This is a genomic window from Streptomyces sp. NPDC058579, assembly GCF_042718575.1.
GTDB lineage: Bacteria > Actinomycetota > Actinomycetes > Streptomycetales > Streptomycetaceae > Streptomyces.
The window spans coordinates 1-16,059 of record NZ_JBHXPI010000048.1; the positions used below are offsets into that span (position 1 = coordinate 1).

Below are 16,059 nucleotides of genomic sequence, written 5' to 3' on the forward strand. Positions count from 1 at the left end.
CGCTTCGCATGCGCGGGGCCCTTCTCCGTGTCCGCGCGGCTCGGTCAGCCGCCCCGCAGCCTCTCCCGGGCCTCCATGAGGGCGAAGCCCAGGAGGTTCAGGCCGCGCCAGCGGGCGGGGTCCGTGGCGCGGGGGTCGTCGGCGGCGAGGCCGATGCCCCAGACGCGGTCCACCGGGCTCGCCTCCACCAGGACGCGGCCGCCCGTGCCGAGCAGGAACGCCCGCAGCGCCTCGTCCGAGGCGAACTTGTGGACGCTGCCCTCCACCACGATCCCGAAGCGCTCCCGCTCCCACACCGTCCCGTCGAAGCCGCGCACCAGGCGCCCGGCCTTCTTGGCCTCCGCGGGCGTACGGGACGACAGCGCGGCGCGCTCCGCCTCCGGGTCGCCGAAGAGCCGGGCCTTCGCCGCCATCATCCAGTGCTCGGCGGTCGCGTACCGCACGCCCTCGACCTCGAAGGGGGACTCCCACCATTGGCTGAGACAGCTCGCCGAAAGCTGCCCGTCGGGCCTTGGACGGTGGCCCCAGAAGGGTAGGAACTTGACCTTCTCACCCTGTCTGACCTGCTGCGTCAATGTCTCGATCTGCCCCATGCATGGCAGTCTGGCAGCCGCCACGGACATTCCGTATGGAGATTTTCCATGGTCCTCGACACATGGTCGACCGATTCCGTCGCGTAACCAAAAGGCAACAACGGAATCACTTGTTGGTCGGATATCACTCTGTCAGGATCGGCACTCAATTCGAGCTGGAACAACGGAGAGCGTCATGGGCAACCGCTTCCAGGTGACGGACCGCTTCGCGGACGGCGCACAGTACATCGGCGGGCGGCTGCGGCCCGGGACCTCGGAGGACGAGCACAGCGTCGTCGATCCGGCCACAGGGGAGAGCGTCTACACCTACACCCTCGCGTCCGCCGCCGACGTGGACGACGCCGTCGCCGCCGCCACCGCGGCGTTCCCCGGCTGGGCGGGGGCGACCCCCGGTGAGCGCTCCGACGCGCTGCACCGCTTCGCCGGTGTCCTCGCCGAGCGCGCGGACGACTTCGCCCGCGTCGAGTCCCTCCAGTGCGGCAAGCCGATCAAGCTGTCCACCGAGTTCGACGTTCCCGGGACCGTCGACAACACCGCCTTCTTCGCCGGAGCCGCCCGTCACCTCCAAGGGCAGTCCGCCGGCGAGTACAGCGGCGACCACACCTCGTACGTACGGCGCGAGCCCATCGGTGTCGTCGGCTCCATCGCACCCTGGAACTACCCGCTCCAGATGGCCGCCTGGAAGATCCTCCCGGCCATCGCCGCCGGCAACACGATCGTCCTGAAGCCGGCCGAACTCACCCCGCTCACCTCCCTCCTGTTCGCCCAGGCCGCCACCGACGCCGGCATCCCCGACGGCGTCGTCAACATCATCAACGGCGCAGGGCGCGTCGCCGGCGAGCACCTCGTCGGCCACCCCGACGTCGCCATGACCTCCTTCACCGGCTCCACCCCGGTCGGCAAGCGCGTCGCCGAGATCGCCACCTCCACCGTGAAGCGGCTCCACCTCGAACTCGGCGGCAAGGCCCCCTTCGTCGTCTTCGACGACGCCGACCTGGAGGCCGCCGCCAACGGCGCCGTCGCCGCCTCCCTCATCAACACCGGCCAGGACTGCACCGCCGCCACCCGCGCCTACGTCCAGCGCCCGCTCTTCGACGCCTTCGTCGCCCGCGTCGCCGAGCTCATGGAGACCGTCCGCCTCGGCGACCCCTTCGACGCCGCCACCGACCTCGGCCCGCTCATCAGCCACGCCCAGCGCGACCGCGTCGCCGGCTTCGTCGACCGCGCCCGCGGCTACGCCACCGTCGTCACCGGCGGCCAGGTCCCGGGCGGGGAGCTGAAGAACGGCGCGTACTATCTCCCCACCCTGATCACCGGGGCCGCCCAGGACAGCGAGATCGTCCAGTCCGAGATCTTCGGACCCGTCCTGGTCGCCCTGCCCTTCGACAGCGACGACGAAGGCCTCCGGCTCGCCAACGACACCCCGTACGGCCTGGCCGCCTCCGCCTGGACCCGTGACGTCTTCCGCGCCAACCGCGCCACCCGCGAGATCAAAGCGGGATGCGTCTGGGTCAACGACCACATTCCGATCATCAGCGAGATGCCGCACGGCGGGTACAAGTCCTCCGGGTTCGGAAAGGACATGTCGGCGTATTCCTTCGAGGAGTACACGCAGGTCAAGCATGTGATGTACGAAAACACCGCGGCCGTCCGGAAGGACTGGCACCGCACGATCTTCGGAGACCGGTAGTCCTCCCCAACCCCCGGAAGGCACAGCGCATGGACCAGTACGAGCCCGACAGCCTGTCCGCCGCGCAACTCGCGGCGATGCGACGCAGTCTGACGAGTGGCCGGGGTGCCCTCACCCGCCGTTCGATGCTGCGCGCCGGAGGCGTCGGCGCGCTCACGATCGGCGGCCTCGCGTCTCTGAGCGCGTGCGGCATCCCGCCGGCCAAGCGCGAGGGCGAGGGCCCCGCGTCCACCGACTTCTCGGCGAAGGAGAAGCAGCTCAGCTTCTCCAACTGGACCGAGTACATGGACGTCAGCGAGGACGAGAAGTCCCGCCCGACCCTGGAGGCGTTCACCAAGCGCACCGGGATCAAGGTCAAGTACACCGAGGACATCAACGACAACGTCGAGTTCTTCGGCAAGATCAAGCCGCAGCTCGCGGCCGGCCAGGACACCGGCCGCGACCTGATCTGCGTCACCGACTGGCTCGCCGCCCGCCTCATCCGGCTCGGCTGGGCGCAGAAGCTCGACGCGGCCAACCTCCCCAACGCGTACGCGAACCTCTCCGCGCAGTTCCGCCGCCCCGACTGGGACCCGGGCCGCGCCTACTCGTACCCGTGGACCGGCATCTCCACCGTCATCGCCTACAACACCAAGGCGACCGGCGGGAAGAGGATCGACTCCGTCACCCAGCTCCTGGACGACCCCGCCCTCAAGGGCCGGGTCGGCTTCCTCACGGAGATGCGCGACACCGTCGGCATGACCCTGCTGGACATGGGCAAGGACCCCGGGAAGTTCACCGACGCCGAGTACGACCAGGCGATAGGCCGGCTCCAGAAGGGCGTCGACAAGAAGCAGATCCGCCGCTTCACCGGCAACGACTACACCTCGGACCTGGACAAGGGCGACCTCGCCGCCTGCCTCGCCTGGGCCGGTGACGTCATCCAGCTCCAGGCCGACAACCCGGACATCCAGTACGCGATCCCCTCGGCCGGCTACATCACCTCCAGCGACAACCTGATGGTCCCGACCAAGGCCCGGCACAAGGCCAACGCCGAGAAGCTCATCGACTACTACTACGAGCTCCCGGTCGCCGCCCAGCTCGCCGCGTACATCAACTACGTCTGCCCGGTCGACGGGGTGAAGGACGAGCTCGCCAAGATCGACCCCGAGCTCGCCTCCAACACGCTGATCCTCCCCGACAAGGCCATGGCCGCGAAGTCGCACGCCTTCCGCTCGCTGAGCAGCCAGGAAGAGACGGCGTACGAGGAGAAGTTCGCCAAGCTCATCGGCGCCTGAGTCTCCGCCGTCCACCTCCTCCGCACTTACGAACCCTGGGATCGCAACCCATGACTGACAAGAACACCGGCGGCGACGTCCGTCTCACCGGCATCAGCAAGACGTACGGCTCCTTCACCGCCGTCCACCCGCTCGACCTGACCGTCCCGCAGGGCTCGTTCTTCGCGCTGCTCGGCGCCTCCGGCTGCGGCAAGACGACCACGCTGCGGATGATCGCAGGCCTTGAGGACCCCAGCACCGGCTCGGTCTTCCTCGGCGACAAGGACGTCACCGACCTCCCGCCGTACAAGCGGCCGGTCAACACCGTCTTCCAGTCCTACGCGCTCTTCCCGCACATGGACGTCAGCGAGAACATCGCCTTCGGTCTGCGCCGGCGCGGCATCAAGTCCGTCAAGAAGCAGGTCGACGACATGCTGGAGCTCGTCCAGCTCGGCGACAAGGCCCGGCACAAGCCGCACCAGCTCTCCGGCGGCCAGCAGCAGCGCGTCGCCGTGGCCCGCGCCCTCATCAACCACCCGCAGGTCCTGCTCCTCGACGAGCCGCTCGGCGCGCTCGACCTCAAGCTGCGCCGCCAGATGCAGCTGGAGCTGAAGCGGATACAGACCGAGGTCGGCATCACCTTCGTGCACGTCACCCACGACCAGGAGGAGGCCATGACCATGGCCGACCAGGTCGCGGTGATGAACGGCGGCCGGGTGGAGCAGCTCGGCGCCCCCGCCGACCTCTACGAGAACCCCCGCACCACCTTCGTCGCCAACTTCCTCGGCACCTCCAACCTCATCGAGGCCGAGGTCGCCGAGACCGGCGGCTCCGACCTGGTCGTCACGGCCGGCGGCGGCAAGCTCCGGCTGCCCGCCGACCGCTGTTCGGCGACCGTGCGCACCGGCGGCAAGGTCCTCGTGGGCGTCCGCCCCGAGAAGATCTCCCTCACCCACGCCGACGACGCGGCCTCGATAGCCGACGGCCGCAACAAGGTGACCGGCCGGATCGCCGACTCCTCCTTCATCGGCGTCTCCACGCAGTACGTCGTCAACTCGCCGGCCGGGGCCGAACTCCAGGTCTACGAGCAGAACATCGAGCGCGACGCCCGCCTCCGCCCCGGCGCCGAGGTCGTCCTGCACTGGAACCCCGCGCACACCTTCGGCCTCGACGCCGATCAGGACATCGACGCGGGCGTGGAGACGGTGGAGGACGCCGGATGAGCGCCCCCACCCTCACCAAGGAGGAGGAGACCGCGCCGTCCGGAGCACCGGTGACGCGCAAGCCCTCCACCCGCAAGCGGCTCGTCCCCTACTGGCTGCTGCTGCCCGGCATCATCTGGCTGCTCGTCTTCTTCGCGCTGCCCATGGTCTACCAGGCCTCGACCTCCGTGCAGACCGGCTCCCTGGAGAAGGGCTTCGAGGTCACCTGGCACTTCCAGACGTACTGGGACGCCTTCCAGGAGTACTGGCCGCAGTTCGTCCGCTCCCTGCTGTACGCCGGTACCGCCACGCTCCTGTGCCTGCTCCTCGGCTACCCGCTGGCGTACATGATCGCCTTCAAGGCCGGCCGCTGGCGCAACCTGGTGCTCGTCCTCGTCATCGCGCCGTTCTTCACCAGCTTCCTCATCCGGACCCTGGCCTGGAAGACGATCCTCGCGGACGACAGCCTGGTGGTCGACGCGCTCAACGCGCTGCACGTCCTGGACGTGACCAGCTGGCTCGGCTGGACCCAGGGCGACCGCGTGCTCGCCACCCCGATGGCGGTGGTCTGCGGTCTGACGTACAACTTCCTGCCCTTCATGATCCTGCCGCTCTACACCTCCCTGGAGCGGATCGACGGCCGGCTGCACGAGGCCGCGAAGGACCTGTACGCGTCCCCCGCCACCACCTTCCGCAAGGTGACGTTCCCGCTGTCGATGCCCGGCGTCGTCTCCGGCACGCTACTCACCTTCATCCCGGCGAGCGGCGACTACGTCAACGCCGAACTGCTCGGCTCGACCGACACCAAGATGGTCGGCAACGTCATCCAGTCGCAGTTCCTGCGCGTTCTCGACTACCCGACGGCCGCCGCCCTCTCCTTCATCCTCATGGCGATCGTGCTGCTCATGGTCACCGTCTACATCCGCCGCGCGGGAACGGAGGACCTGGTCTGATGCGTTGGATCCGTCGGAACCTTGTCGTCATCGCGGGCCTGCTGACGCTCGCGTACATGATCGTGCCGAACATCGTCGTGATGGTGTTCTCGTTCAACAAGCCGAACGGGCGGTTCAACTACGCCTGGCAGCGCTTCTCCCTGGACGCCTGGAAGGACCCCTGCGGCGTCGCCGACCTGTGCGGCTCGCTCACCCTGTCCCTGCAGATCGCCGCCTGGGCCACCCTCGGCGCCACGATCCTCGGCACGATGATCGCCTTCGCGCTCGTCCGCTACCGCTTCCGGGCGCGCGGCGCGATCAACTCGCTGATCTTCCTGCCGATGGCCATGCCCGAGGTCGTCATGGCCGCCTCCCTGCTCACGCTCTTCCTCAACATGGGCGCCGAGCTCGGCTTCTGGACGGTCCTGATCGCCCACATCATGTTCTGCCTGTCGTTCGTGGTGACGGCGGTCAAGGCGCGCGTGATGTCGATGGACCCGCGCCTGGAGGAGGCCGCCCGCGACCTCTACGCGGGACCGGTGCAGACCTTCGTACGGGTGACCCTGCCGATCGCCGCCCCCGGCATCGCCGCCGGCGCGCTGCTCGCCTTCGCGCTCTCCTTCGACGACTTCATCATCACCAACTTCAACGCGGGCTCGACCGTCACCTTCCCCATGTTCGTCTGGGGCTCGGCACAGCGCGGTACGCCCGTCCAGATCAACGTCATCGGCACGGCGATGTTCGTCATTGCTGTACTGGTGGTGGTAGCCGGACAGATCATCACGAACCGGCGCAAGAAAACAGCGACAAGCTGAGATGACCCCGAGCAACACCTGAAGGAGTTGGAAACCATGGCCCCACGCGCCATGCGTCTCGCTGCCCAATCTCTCTCCGACGCCCAGCCCGTCCCCTTCTGGCTGGAAGACCCCGGCAAGCCCGGAGCCCTGCCCGCCCTCACCGGCACCGAGAAGTGCGATCTCCTCGTCGTCGGCGGCGGCTACAGCGGACTGTGGACCGCGCTCCTCGCCAAGGAGCGCGACCCCTCCCGGGATGTCGTACTGATCGAAGGCCGCGAGGTGGGCTGGGCCGCCTCGGGCCGCAACGGAGGCTTCTGCGCCGCCTCCCTCACACACGGCTTCGGCAACGGGCTCGCCCGCTGGCCGGGCGAGCTGCCGAAGCTGGAGGAGCTCGGCGAGCGCAACCTCGACGCCATCGAGGCGGCGGTCGCCCGCTACGGACTGGACTGCGACTTCGAGCGCACCGGCGAGATCGACGTCGCCACCGAGCCGCACCAGGTGGACGAGCTCCACGAGATGTACGAGGAGATCGAGCGGCTCGGTCTCGCCGACGGCCTCGACCTCCTCGACGGCGACGCCGTCCGTGCGGAGGTCGACTCCCCGACCTTCCTCGCCGGCCTGTGGGACCGGCGCGGCGTCGCCATGCTCGACCCGGCGAAGCTGGCCTGGGGCCTCAAGCAGGCCTGCCAGGACCTGGGCGTACGGATCTACGAGAACACCCCGGGCCTCGACCTGGCCTCCGTCGGCGCGGGCATGGGCGTCCGCACCCCGTACGGCAGGATCCTCGCCCGCCGCGTCGCGCTCGGCACCAACGTCTTCCCGTCGCTGGTCAAGCGCGTCCGGCACTACACGGTCCCGGTCTACGACTACGCCCTGATGACCGAGCCGCTCTCGCCCGAGCAGCTCGCCGCCGTCGGCTGGAAGAACCGCCAGGGCCTCGGGGACAGCGCCAACCAGTTCCACTACTTCCGGATCACCGCCGACAACCGGATCCTGTGGGGCGGCTACGACGCGATCTACCGCTTCGGCGGCAAGGTCAGCGCCGAGATGGACCACCGCCCGGAGACCTACCTGAAGCTCGCCGAGCACTTCTTCCACTGCTTCCCGCAGCTGGAGGGGCTCCGCTTCAGCCACGCCTGGGGCGGCGCGATCGACACCTGCTCGCGCTTCTCGGCCTTCTTCGGTACGGCGTACCAGGGCAAGGTCGCGTACGCGGCGGGCTTCACCGGCCTCGGCGTGGGCGCCACCCGCTTCGGCGGCGACGTGATGCTCGACCTCCTTGCCGGTGAGCGCACCGAGCGGACCGAGCTGGAGATGGTCCGCTCCAAGCCGCTGCCGTTCCCGCCGGAGCCCATCGCCTGGGCGGGCATCGGCCTCACCAAGTGGTCACTTGCCCGCGCCGACGAGAACGGCGGCCGGCGCAACCTGTGGCTGAAGGCCATGGACCGCGTGGGCCTCGGCTTCGACAGCTGAGCTGTTTCAGGCCTTCTTCGCTGCCCCCGTCGGCCCACCGGCCGGCGGGGGCATCTCGTCCTCGCCCTCGGTGTCGACGTGCGGCAGGATCCGGTCCAGCCAGCGCGGCGTCCACCAGGCCGACTTCCCGAGCAGCGTCATCACGGCGGGCACGAGCAGCAGCCGCGCGACCGTCGCGTCGATGAGCACGCTCGCCGCGAGACCGAGGCCCATCATCTTGATCACGATGTTGTCGTTGAGGATGAAGGCCGCGAAGACGCTCACCATGATGAGCGCCGCGCACGTGATGACCCGGGCCGTGATCTCCAGGGCGTGCGCCACGCTCGCCTTCGCGTCGCCGGTGCGCAGCCACGCCTCGTGGACCCGGGACAGCAGGAAGATCTCGTAGTCCATGGAGAGGCCGAAGACGATGGCGAACATCATCATCGGCACATAGCTCTCGATGGGCACGTCACCGGAGACCCCGAGCGCCGGGCCGCCCCAGCCCCACTGGAAGACGGCGACGATCACGCCGTACGAGGCGGCGATCGAGAGCAGGTTGAGCAGCGCCGCCTTGAGGGCGACGAGCGGGCCGCGGAAGACGACCAGGATGACGAGGAACGCCAGGGCCACGACCACCGCGATGATGAGCGGCAGCCGGCTCGAGACGATGTCGAGGAAGTCCACCTGCGCGGCGGTGGTGCCGGTGACGTACGTGGCCGCGGTGGTACCGCTGACCGCCTGCGGGAGCACGTCGTCGGTGAGGCGATTGGTCAGGGACGTGGTCTTCTCGTCCTGCGGGGCGGCGACCGAGTAGGCCGTCGCGAGCAGGACGTCGCCGTCCGAGGTCGGCGTGAGCGGGGTGATCAGAAGGGCGTCGGGAACGCCGGTGAGCGCCTTCTGCGCCTGGCTCGCCAGCGAGGAACGGTCGGCCGCCGGGACCGAGGTCTGGTCGATCACCAGCGTCAGGGGTCCGTTGGAGCCGGGCCCGAAGGCCGAGGACATCAGGTCGTACGCGCGCCGGTCGGTGAAGGACTTCGGGTCCGCGCCGTCGCCGATGTGCCCGAGCTGGATGGAGAACAGCGGGATGGCGAGCACGACGAGGACGACGACGCCCGAGGCGAGGAACCACCAGGGACGGCGCTCCACGCGCAGGGCGTAGCGGTGCCAGGTGCCGGTCGCCTCGCCGGTCGTCTCGTCGACCTCGGCCACGGGCTCGCGCAGGTGGAACCGGTCGATGTGGCGCCCGATGAGCCCGAGCATCGCCGGGACGAGCGTGAGGGCGCCGATGACGGCCGTGACCACGGTGGAGGTCGCGGCCAGGCCGAGCAGCCCGATGAAGCTGAGCCCGGAGACCCAGAGGCCGCAGAGGGCGATGATGACGGTGCAGCCCGAGACGAGGACGGCACGCCCGCTGGTCGCCGTGGCGATCCCGGCCGCCGTCACCGGGTCCTGACCGTTCATCAGCAGCTGCCGGTGCCGGGTGATGAGGAAGAGCGCGTAGTCGATGCCGACGCCGATGCCGATCATCGTGGCCAGGGTGGGGGAGACCGTCGCGAAGGTCCACACGGAGGCGAGGAGACCGAGCGCCGCCAGTCCGCAGAGGGCCGCCACCAGGGCGGTGACCAGCGGGAGCACGGCGGCGATCAGACTTCCGAAGCCGATGATCAGGACGACGATCGCGACGCCGAAGCCGATCGCCTCGCTCACCCGGTCGTCCGCCTCGGGCCGGGCCAGTTCACCCAGCGAACCGCCGTACTCGACCTCGACCCCGGCGGCGCGCAGGGGCTCCACGGCACTGTCCACACCGGTGAGGTAGTCGTCGCCGAGGGTGCTGGGCTGCACGCTGAAGCGGATGGTGATGTACCCGGTCTTCCCGTCGCTGGACAGCGGCCCGACGTTGGGTGTGCCCGGGGGCGGGGTGGGAGGCTGGCTGCCGGGCGCGGGCAGCGGGCTCGTGGCGTTGAGGACGTCAGGGAGTTTCTTCAGCGCGTCCACGGCGGACGAGATCTGGTCGCTGACCTCGGTGAGCGGCTTGGCGCCGTCGTACAGCACCACCTGCGCGCTGTAGCCGCCGGCGGCGGGCTCGTGCGCGCGCAGCACGTCGAGCCCCTCCTGGGACTGGGTGCCGGGCAGCGAGTAGTTGTCGGAGTACTCGCCGCCGTACGCGTTCTTCAGCACCATCAGGGCGCCCAGCGCCACCACCCAGGCGACGAGGACGATCACGAAGTGCCGGGCCGACCACTCGCCCATCCGCCGCAGCAGTCCCTTGCCCGACGAGGTGCGTTTCGACATGGGGGCTCCCGGGGCGAGTGCGGCGCGCGTACGGAGAGCCATACGAACACGCGACGGCGGGCGGGCACGGGAGGCCGCCGACCAGGCCCACCGCTCTCCACCCGAACGGGCGCGCGCCGAAGGGGGAGGGGCGCGGTCCGGGCGGTGCGCGCCCCGGGCGCACCCCAATCGCACGCGATGTGACCCAGCTCACTACCAACTGGTGGCCCGAACCCGCGTAATGATCGTCACCGAGCCCGCTCTCTGCGTGTGGACACCGTGTCCGCACAGGGAAGGGAGGCCGTAGGCCATGACTGGTTCGGGGGCGGCCAAGACCGCGGTGGAGTGGCTGGTGTCGGTGGCACCGGATCCCGACGCCTGCCGTTGGGAGTGGGAGCGCAATCCGCTCGGGATCGCGCTGCTGCCGGCCGGCAGGCGGTGGGACGTGCTGATCCTGCCGGGGGAGCTCGGGTACCCCACGCTCGACGTGCTGACCCGGCTCGTGGACCGACCAGGCCCGGTCCTCGCCGACTTCGGGGAGGCGCGGATGGGCTTCTTCGTCCCCCCGGGCACGGCCTCCCGCTGGCTCGGCACGGGCGTGCGCAGCGCGGGCCGCGGCACCTGGATCGTCGTCCCGTACCCGGGCCGGACGACCGGCGGGGTCCGCTGGCTGGTGACCCCGGACGGGAGCGGCACGCTCAACGACGCGGCGCTCCTGGAGCTGGCGATGCACGAGGCGGCGGGGGGTCTGGCGCGGGGGGAGGGCGGGGAGGGGTACTGAGCGGGCGGAGAGAGGTCTTGACCACTTGATTGGTCTGGACCATGCTGTGGCGCGCTCGTTCCACCTCGATTCCCCCACCCCCGGAGGCAGTTGTGGACCGCACCACAAGATCCCGAGGCACAAGACGCACCAGACGCGCAGGCGGCAGGCCGCTCGTGCTCGCCCTGGCGGGAGTGCTCGCCGCCGGCGGGCTCGTCGCCCTCACCCCCGTGGCCCAGGCCGCCGACTCCGAGCTGGCCCGCAACGGCGGCTTCGAATCCGGCCTGGACGGCTGGAGTTGTACGGCGGGCAGCGGAGCCGTCGTCTCGTCCCCCGTGCACGGCGGGACCAAGGCCCTGCTGGCGACCCCGGCCGGCAGCGACCAGGCCAAGTGCTCCCAGACGGTCACCGTGAAGCCGAACTCCGCCTACACGCTCAGCGGTTGGGTGCGCGGCAGCTACGTCTACCTCGGCGCGTCCGGCACCGGGACCACCGACGTCTCCACCTGGACCCAGTCCGCCCCCGACTGGCAGAAGCTCAGCACCACCTTCACGACCGGCGCCTCGACCACCTCCGTGACCCTCTACACCCACGGCTGGTACGGCACCGGCGCCTACCACGCCGACGACGTCTCCCTCTTCGGCCCCGGCGGCGACCCCGTCCAGATACCGGCCGTCCCCACCGGCCTCGCGGCGGGCTCCCCGACCTCCACCTCCGTACCGCTGTCCTGGCCCGCGGTCTCCGGCGCGACCTCCTACAAGGTCTACCGCGGCGGCGTCCTCGCGGGGACGGCCACCGGCACCTCGTACACCGCGACCGGCCTCGCGCCCTCGACCTCGTACAGCTTCCAGGTCTCCGCAGTGAACAGCGCGGGCGAGTCGGCCAAGTCCGGGGCGGTCTCGGCGACCACGACGTCCGGCGGCGGCGGCAACCCGGGCCTGCCCGCCCACGCGCTCGTCGGCTACCTCCACGCGAGCTTCGCCAACGGCTCCGGCTACACCCGGATGGCCGACGTCCCCGACTCCTGGGACGTCATCAACCTCGCCTTCGGCGAGCCGACCTCGGTGACCTCGGGCGACATCCGCTTCTCGCTCTGCCCGGCCACGGAATGCCCGAACGTCGAGTCGGTCGCGGACTTCAAGGCGGCCATCAAGGCCAAGCAGGCGGCCGGCAAGAAGGTCCTGATCTCCATCGGCGGCCAGAACGGCCAGGTCCAGCTCTCCAGCACGGCCGCGCGCGACGCCTTCGTCACCTCCGTCTCGAAGATCATCGACGAGTACGGACTCGACGGCCTGGACATCGACTTCGAGGGCCACTCCCTGTCGCTCAACACGGGCGACACGGACTTCCGCAGCCCCACGAGCCCGGTGATCGTCAACCTGATCTCGGCGATCAAGACCCTCAAGGCCAAGTACGGCGCGAACTTCGTCCTGACGATGGCCCCGGAGACCTTCTTCGTCCAGCTCGGCTACCAGTTCTACGGCTCCGGCCAGTGGGGCGGCCAGGACCCGCGCGCCGGCGCCTACCTCCCGGTCATCCACGCCCTGCGCGACGACCTCACCCTGCTCCACGTCCAGGACTACAACTCGGGCCCGATCATGGGCCTCGACAACCAGTACCACTCCATGGGCGGCGCGGACTTCCACATCGCCATGACCGACATGCTCCTCACCGGCTTCCCGGTCGCCGGCAACACCGACCGCGTCTTCCCGGCCCTCCGCCCCGACCAGGTCGCCATCGGCCTCCCGGCCTCCCCCAACGCGGGCAACGGCCACACCACCCCGGCCGAGGTCAACAAGGCCCTCGACTGCCTCACGAGGAAGGTCAACTGCGGCCCGTATCAGACCCACGGCACCTGGCCCGCCCTGCGCGGCCTGATGACCTGGTCGATCAACTGGGACCGCTTCAACGGCGGCGAGTTCAGCCGGAACTTCGACGCCTATAACTGGAGCTGACACTCACCCCAGGACATCGGCGAACAGCAAGGACGGGCCGGTCGCGCGCATGCCCGCGCGACCGGCCGTCGCGTGTCCGGAGCTCAGCCGACCGACGTCGCCCGCGCCGTCAGTCCGGCCCGGTCCAGGGCGCGGGTCATGGCCGGGAGGTCCGGGGCGCCCCCGTCGGCGGGGGCGACCAGAGACTCCAGGAGCTCCGGTGTCAGGCGGTATGCCTCGGCGTGCTCCAGCAGGGTCGCGGCGGACGTCCCGCCGTCGCGGCGGAGGTGTTCGCCCAGGAGGCCCAGGGCGTCGTCACGGTCGACGAAGCGGCTCATTCCGCAGTCGAGGCCGTCGTCGTCCAGGTCGTCGGGGTACGGGGCGCGCGCCCAGGCGCCGTCCTCGTACCAGTAGACGCAGCCCAGTTCGTTCCCGTCGAGGCGGTCGCGCAGCTCCTCGTAGGGGAGCCAGTCGGGGCCGCCCGCCAGCATGTCGACCGGCGGCCGGTGCCACTTGCACCCGCTCGACTCGTCCTCGCCGAAGAGCACGTAACGGCCCTCGCCGATGCGGGAGAACGTCCACCAGGTGCAGCCGCAGTCGTCGAGGTGGAGCCCCTCGTCGTCGATCCAGCAGCCGGTCCGGTACCTCGTGCTCTGCTCCTCCTCGGTCGTCGCCTCGACCACGGCCACCAGGGCCCAGCGTGCCCACAGCACCTCGGGGGACGGCAAGTCTCCCGGTAGTCCTGGCCGTTGAATCGTCATCGCTGCTCCGGATCGTCGGTCGCCGAATGTGAGGGGCGACCGTATCGCGTGGCGATGACAGGCCAGCGCAGGAGGGGGACGCAGAGGGCGAGCGAGGCCAGGACGTCCAGGGGCCAGTGGTAGCCGCGGAGGATCAGGCCCGCGCCCGTCAGGGCCGTCAGGACGGCGGCGAGGGGGAGGAGGCGGCGTGACACCAGGAAGGCGGCGCCTACGTACGCCACCATCGCCGTCGCCGTGTGGCCCGAGGGGTAGTAGCCGGCCGCCCAGGGTTCCAGGGGGCCCGGGCGGGCCGTCCACTCCTTCAGGGGGATGACCAGGAGCGGGACGGCGGCCATGGTGAGGCCCGCGAACAGGGCTTGGGTGCGGTGGCCGCGCCAGATCGCGTACGCCATCGCGCAGGCCAGGACCGGGAGGGCGACCGTCATGTTGCCGAGGTCGGCGCCGAGTTCGGAGACCTGGCGGGGGATCAGGTCGACCAGGGAGCGCGAGACGCGCTCGTCCAGGCGGGCCAAGGGGCCGTCCACCAGGACCTGCCAGGTGATGAGCGCCAGCAGGGCGACCGAGAAGAAGACAGCCGGACGCCCCGGAACAGGGGGGGTGGTTCCGGGGCGTCCGAGGTGATCGGGCTGCCGCGCGCCCCGGGGGGTGTGGGGCGGGCGGACGTCCGATCGGTGAGGAGTTCCGGAGCGCGAGGCTCCAGTGGTGTGCGCCAGGGCGCGACCAGGACGGGGCTGGGGATGCTCCGACCTGTTGTCGCCCGCAGTCTCCTGCGAGCGGGGTGTTTCTCTCATCTGCAGAAACCGTACGGCAGACAGAAGGGGACCGACAGCCGGATCTCCATCCCGCCATCGGCCCCCCACACTCTCTTCACACCGCGTCTGATCGGATCAGATCTGACCGAACGCGTTCTCGATGATGTCGAGTCCCTCGTTCAGGAGGTCGTCGCCGATGACCAGCGGCGGCAGGAAGCGGAGCACGTTGCCGTAGGTGCCACAGGTCAGGACCAGCACGCCCTCGGCGTGGCAGGCCTTCGCGAGCGCGCCGGCGGCCTCCGGGTTCGGCTCCTTGGTCGCGCGGTCCTTGACCAGCTCGATGGCGATCATGGCGCCGCGGCCGCGGATGTCACCGATGGCGTCGAACTTCTCCGCCATCGCCGACAGGCGGGTCTTCATGAGGGACTCGATGTGCTTCGCCTTGGCGTTGAGGTCGAGCTCCTTCATCGTCTCGATGGAGCCGAGCGCGCCGGCGCAGGCCACCGGGTTGCCGCCGTAGGTGCCGCCGAGGCCGCCGCCGTGCACGGAGTCCATGATCTCGGCGCGGCCGGTGACGGCGGCGAGCGGCAGACCGCCCGCGATGCCCTTGGCGGTCGTGATCAGGTCCGGGACGATGCCCTCGTCCTCGCACGCGAACCACTGGCCGGTGCGGCAGAAGCCGGACTGGATCTCGTCGGCGACGAAGACGATGCCGTTGTCGTTGGCGAACTTCACGATCGCCGGCAGGAAGCCCTTGGCCGGCTCGATGAAGCCGCCCTCGCCGAGGACCGGCTCGATGATGATCGCGGCGACGTTCTCGGCGCCGATCTGCTTGGTGATGTTGTCGATCGCCTGGGCGGCGGCCTCGGGGCCGCAGTTCTCGGCGCCGGTGGGCCAGCGGTAGCCGTAGGCGACCGGCACGCGGTAGACCTCGGGCGCGAACGGGCCGAAGCCCTGCTTGTACGGCATGTTCTTCGCCGTCAGCGCCATCGTGAGGTTGGTGCGGCCGTGGTAGCCGTGGTCGAAGACGACGACGGCCTGGCGCTTGGTGTACGAGCGGGCGATCTTGACCGCGTTCTCGACGGCCTCGGCGCCCGAGTTGAAGAGCGCGGACTTCTTGGCGTGGTCGCCCGGGGTCAGCTCGGCGAGGGCCTCGCAGACCTCGACGTAACCCTCGTACGGCGTCACCATGAAACAGGTGTGCGTGAAGTCGGCGAGCTGCGCGGCGGCGCGGCGCACGACGGCCTCGGCGGAGGCGCCGACGGAGGTCACGGCGATGCCGGAACCGAAGTCGATCAGGCGGTTGCCGTCGACGTCCTCGATGATGCCGCCGCCGGCCTTCGCGGTGAAGACGGGCAGTACGGAGCCCACGCCGCCGGCCACGGTGTCGAGGCGGCGGGCCTGAAGCTCCTGCGACTTCGGGCCGGGAATGGCGGTGACGAGGCGCCGCTCCTGCGGGACAGCGTTCATGCGAGGCTCCTGGGGGTGTTCTGGACGCTCTTGTGGGTTTCCTCCGCAGGCTAGGCGCGGGGGCGGGGCACGGGCATGCGCCGTTCGGGAGTGTTGCGGGGTATGTCGTTGTCCGGACTGGACATGGCGGCGGGGAAACCGCTCCGGGCCGGGCCGTGCCCACTAGATTGACGGTGGCACAGATGC

The 16,059-nt window shown here is 70.1% G+C and carries 13 protein-coding genes; 8 read left to right on the plus strand and 5 right to left on the minus strand.

Features of this window, described 5'->3' with window-relative positions:
- Positions 1–44 precede the first annotated feature (44 nt).
- A complete protein-coding gene (locus ACFWRO_RS32340; RefSeq protein ID WP_384516692.1) occupies positions 45–623 on the minus strand; it encodes an NADAR family protein in 579 nt (192 codons plus the stop codon).
- A 145-nt stretch (positions 624–768) separates the two neighbouring features.
- Between ACFWRO_RS32340 and ACFWRO_RS32345 the strand changes: the two genes are divergently transcribed.
- The 6 genes from ACFWRO_RS32345 to ACFWRO_RS32370 are packed head-to-tail and all read left to right on the plus strand — an operon-like array spanning position 769 to position 7,943.
- Complete coding sequence (locus ACFWRO_RS32345; protein WP_384516694.1) at positions 769–2,283, plus strand: gamma-aminobutyraldehyde dehydrogenase; 1,515 nt, start codon at positions 769–771, stop codon at positions 2,281–2,283.
- A 29-nt stretch (positions 2,284–2,312) separates the two neighbouring features.
- Positions 2,313–3,560: a PotD/PotF family extracellular solute-binding protein gene (locus tag ACFWRO_RS32350; RefSeq protein WP_384516697.1), complete on the plus strand. Its 1,248-nt coding sequence runs from the start codon at positions 2,313–2,315 to the stop codon at positions 3,558–3,560.
- 50 nt (positions 3,561–3,610) lie between these two features.
- Positions 3,611–4,762 (plus strand): ABC transporter ATP-binding protein, encoded by a 1,152-nt coding sequence (locus ACFWRO_RS32355; RefSeq protein ID WP_384516699.1) that lies wholly within the window; start codon positions 3,611–3,613, stop codon positions 4,760–4,762.
- Positions 4,759–5,694 carry an ABC transporter permease gene (locus tag ACFWRO_RS32360; RefSeq protein ID WP_384516701.1) on the plus strand — a complete coding sequence of 312 codons (936 nt, stop codon included), beginning with the start codon at positions 4,759–4,761 and terminating at the stop codon, positions 5,692–5,694. The genes ACFWRO_RS32355 and ACFWRO_RS32360 overlap by 4 nt, the downstream gene beginning before the upstream one ends.
- A complete protein-coding gene (locus ACFWRO_RS32365; protein WP_384516704.1) occupies positions 5,694–6,488 on the plus strand; it encodes an ABC transporter permease in 795 nt (264 codons plus the stop codon). Before ACFWRO_RS32360 ends, ACFWRO_RS32365 begins: the two co-directional genes overlap by 1 nt.
- Positions 6,489–6,524: 36 nt before the next feature.
- Positions 6,525–7,943: an NAD(P)/FAD-dependent oxidoreductase gene (locus ACFWRO_RS32370; protein WP_384516706.1), complete on the plus strand. Its 1,419-nt coding sequence runs from the start codon at positions 6,525–6,527 to the stop codon at positions 7,941–7,943.
- Between the two features lie 6 nt (positions 7,944–7,949).
- Here the strand turns inward: ACFWRO_RS32370 and ACFWRO_RS32375 are convergent, their stop codons facing one another.
- Positions 7,950–10,217 (minus strand): MMPL family transporter, encoded by a 2,268-nt coding sequence (locus ACFWRO_RS32375; protein WP_384516709.1) that lies wholly within the window; start codon positions 10,215–10,217, stop codon positions 7,950–7,952.
- Positions 10,218–10,506: 289 nt separating this feature from the next.
- Here ACFWRO_RS32375 and ACFWRO_RS32380 point away from each other — a divergent pair, with 289 nt between their 5' ends.
- Positions 10,507–10,977 carry a hypothetical protein gene (locus tag ACFWRO_RS32380; RefSeq protein WP_384516712.1) on the plus strand — a complete coding sequence of 157 codons (471 nt, stop codon included), beginning with the start codon at positions 10,507–10,509 and terminating at the stop codon, positions 10,975–10,977.
- A gap of 41 nt (positions 10,978–11,018) precedes the next feature.
- On the plus strand, positions 11,019–12,911 hold the full coding sequence (locus tag ACFWRO_RS32385) for a chitinase (protein WP_384516715.1): 1,893 nt from the start codon (positions 11,019–11,021) through the stop codon (positions 12,909–12,911).
- Positions 12,912–12,994: 83 nt separating this feature from the next.
- Here the strand turns inward: ACFWRO_RS32385 and ACFWRO_RS32390 are convergent, their stop codons facing one another.
- The 3 genes from ACFWRO_RS32390 to gabT all read right to left on the minus strand — a co-directional run bounded on the left by ACFWRO_RS32390 (position 12,995) and on the right by gabT (position 15,873).
- The gene (locus tag ACFWRO_RS32390; protein ID WP_384516718.1) at positions 12,995–13,618 is read right to left on the minus strand and encodes a hypothetical protein; all 624 of its coding nucleotides are present in this window, start codon (positions 13,616–13,618) and stop codon (positions 12,995–12,997) included.
- Positions 13,619–13,647: 29 nt separating this feature from the next.
- Positions 13,648–14,163, minus strand: coding sequence for a phosphatase PAP2 family protein (locus ACFWRO_RS32395; RefSeq protein WP_384516720.1), 516 nt, complete (start codon positions 14,161–14,163; stop codon positions 13,648–13,650).
- A gap of 375 nt (positions 14,164–14,538) precedes the next feature.
- Positions 14,539–15,873, minus strand: a complete 1,335-nt coding sequence (gene gabT, locus ACFWRO_RS32400; RefSeq protein ID WP_384516722.1) for a 4-aminobutyrate--2-oxoglutarate transaminase — start codon at positions 15,871–15,873, stop codon at positions 14,539–14,541.
- Positions 15,874–16,059: the final 186 nt, after the last annotated feature.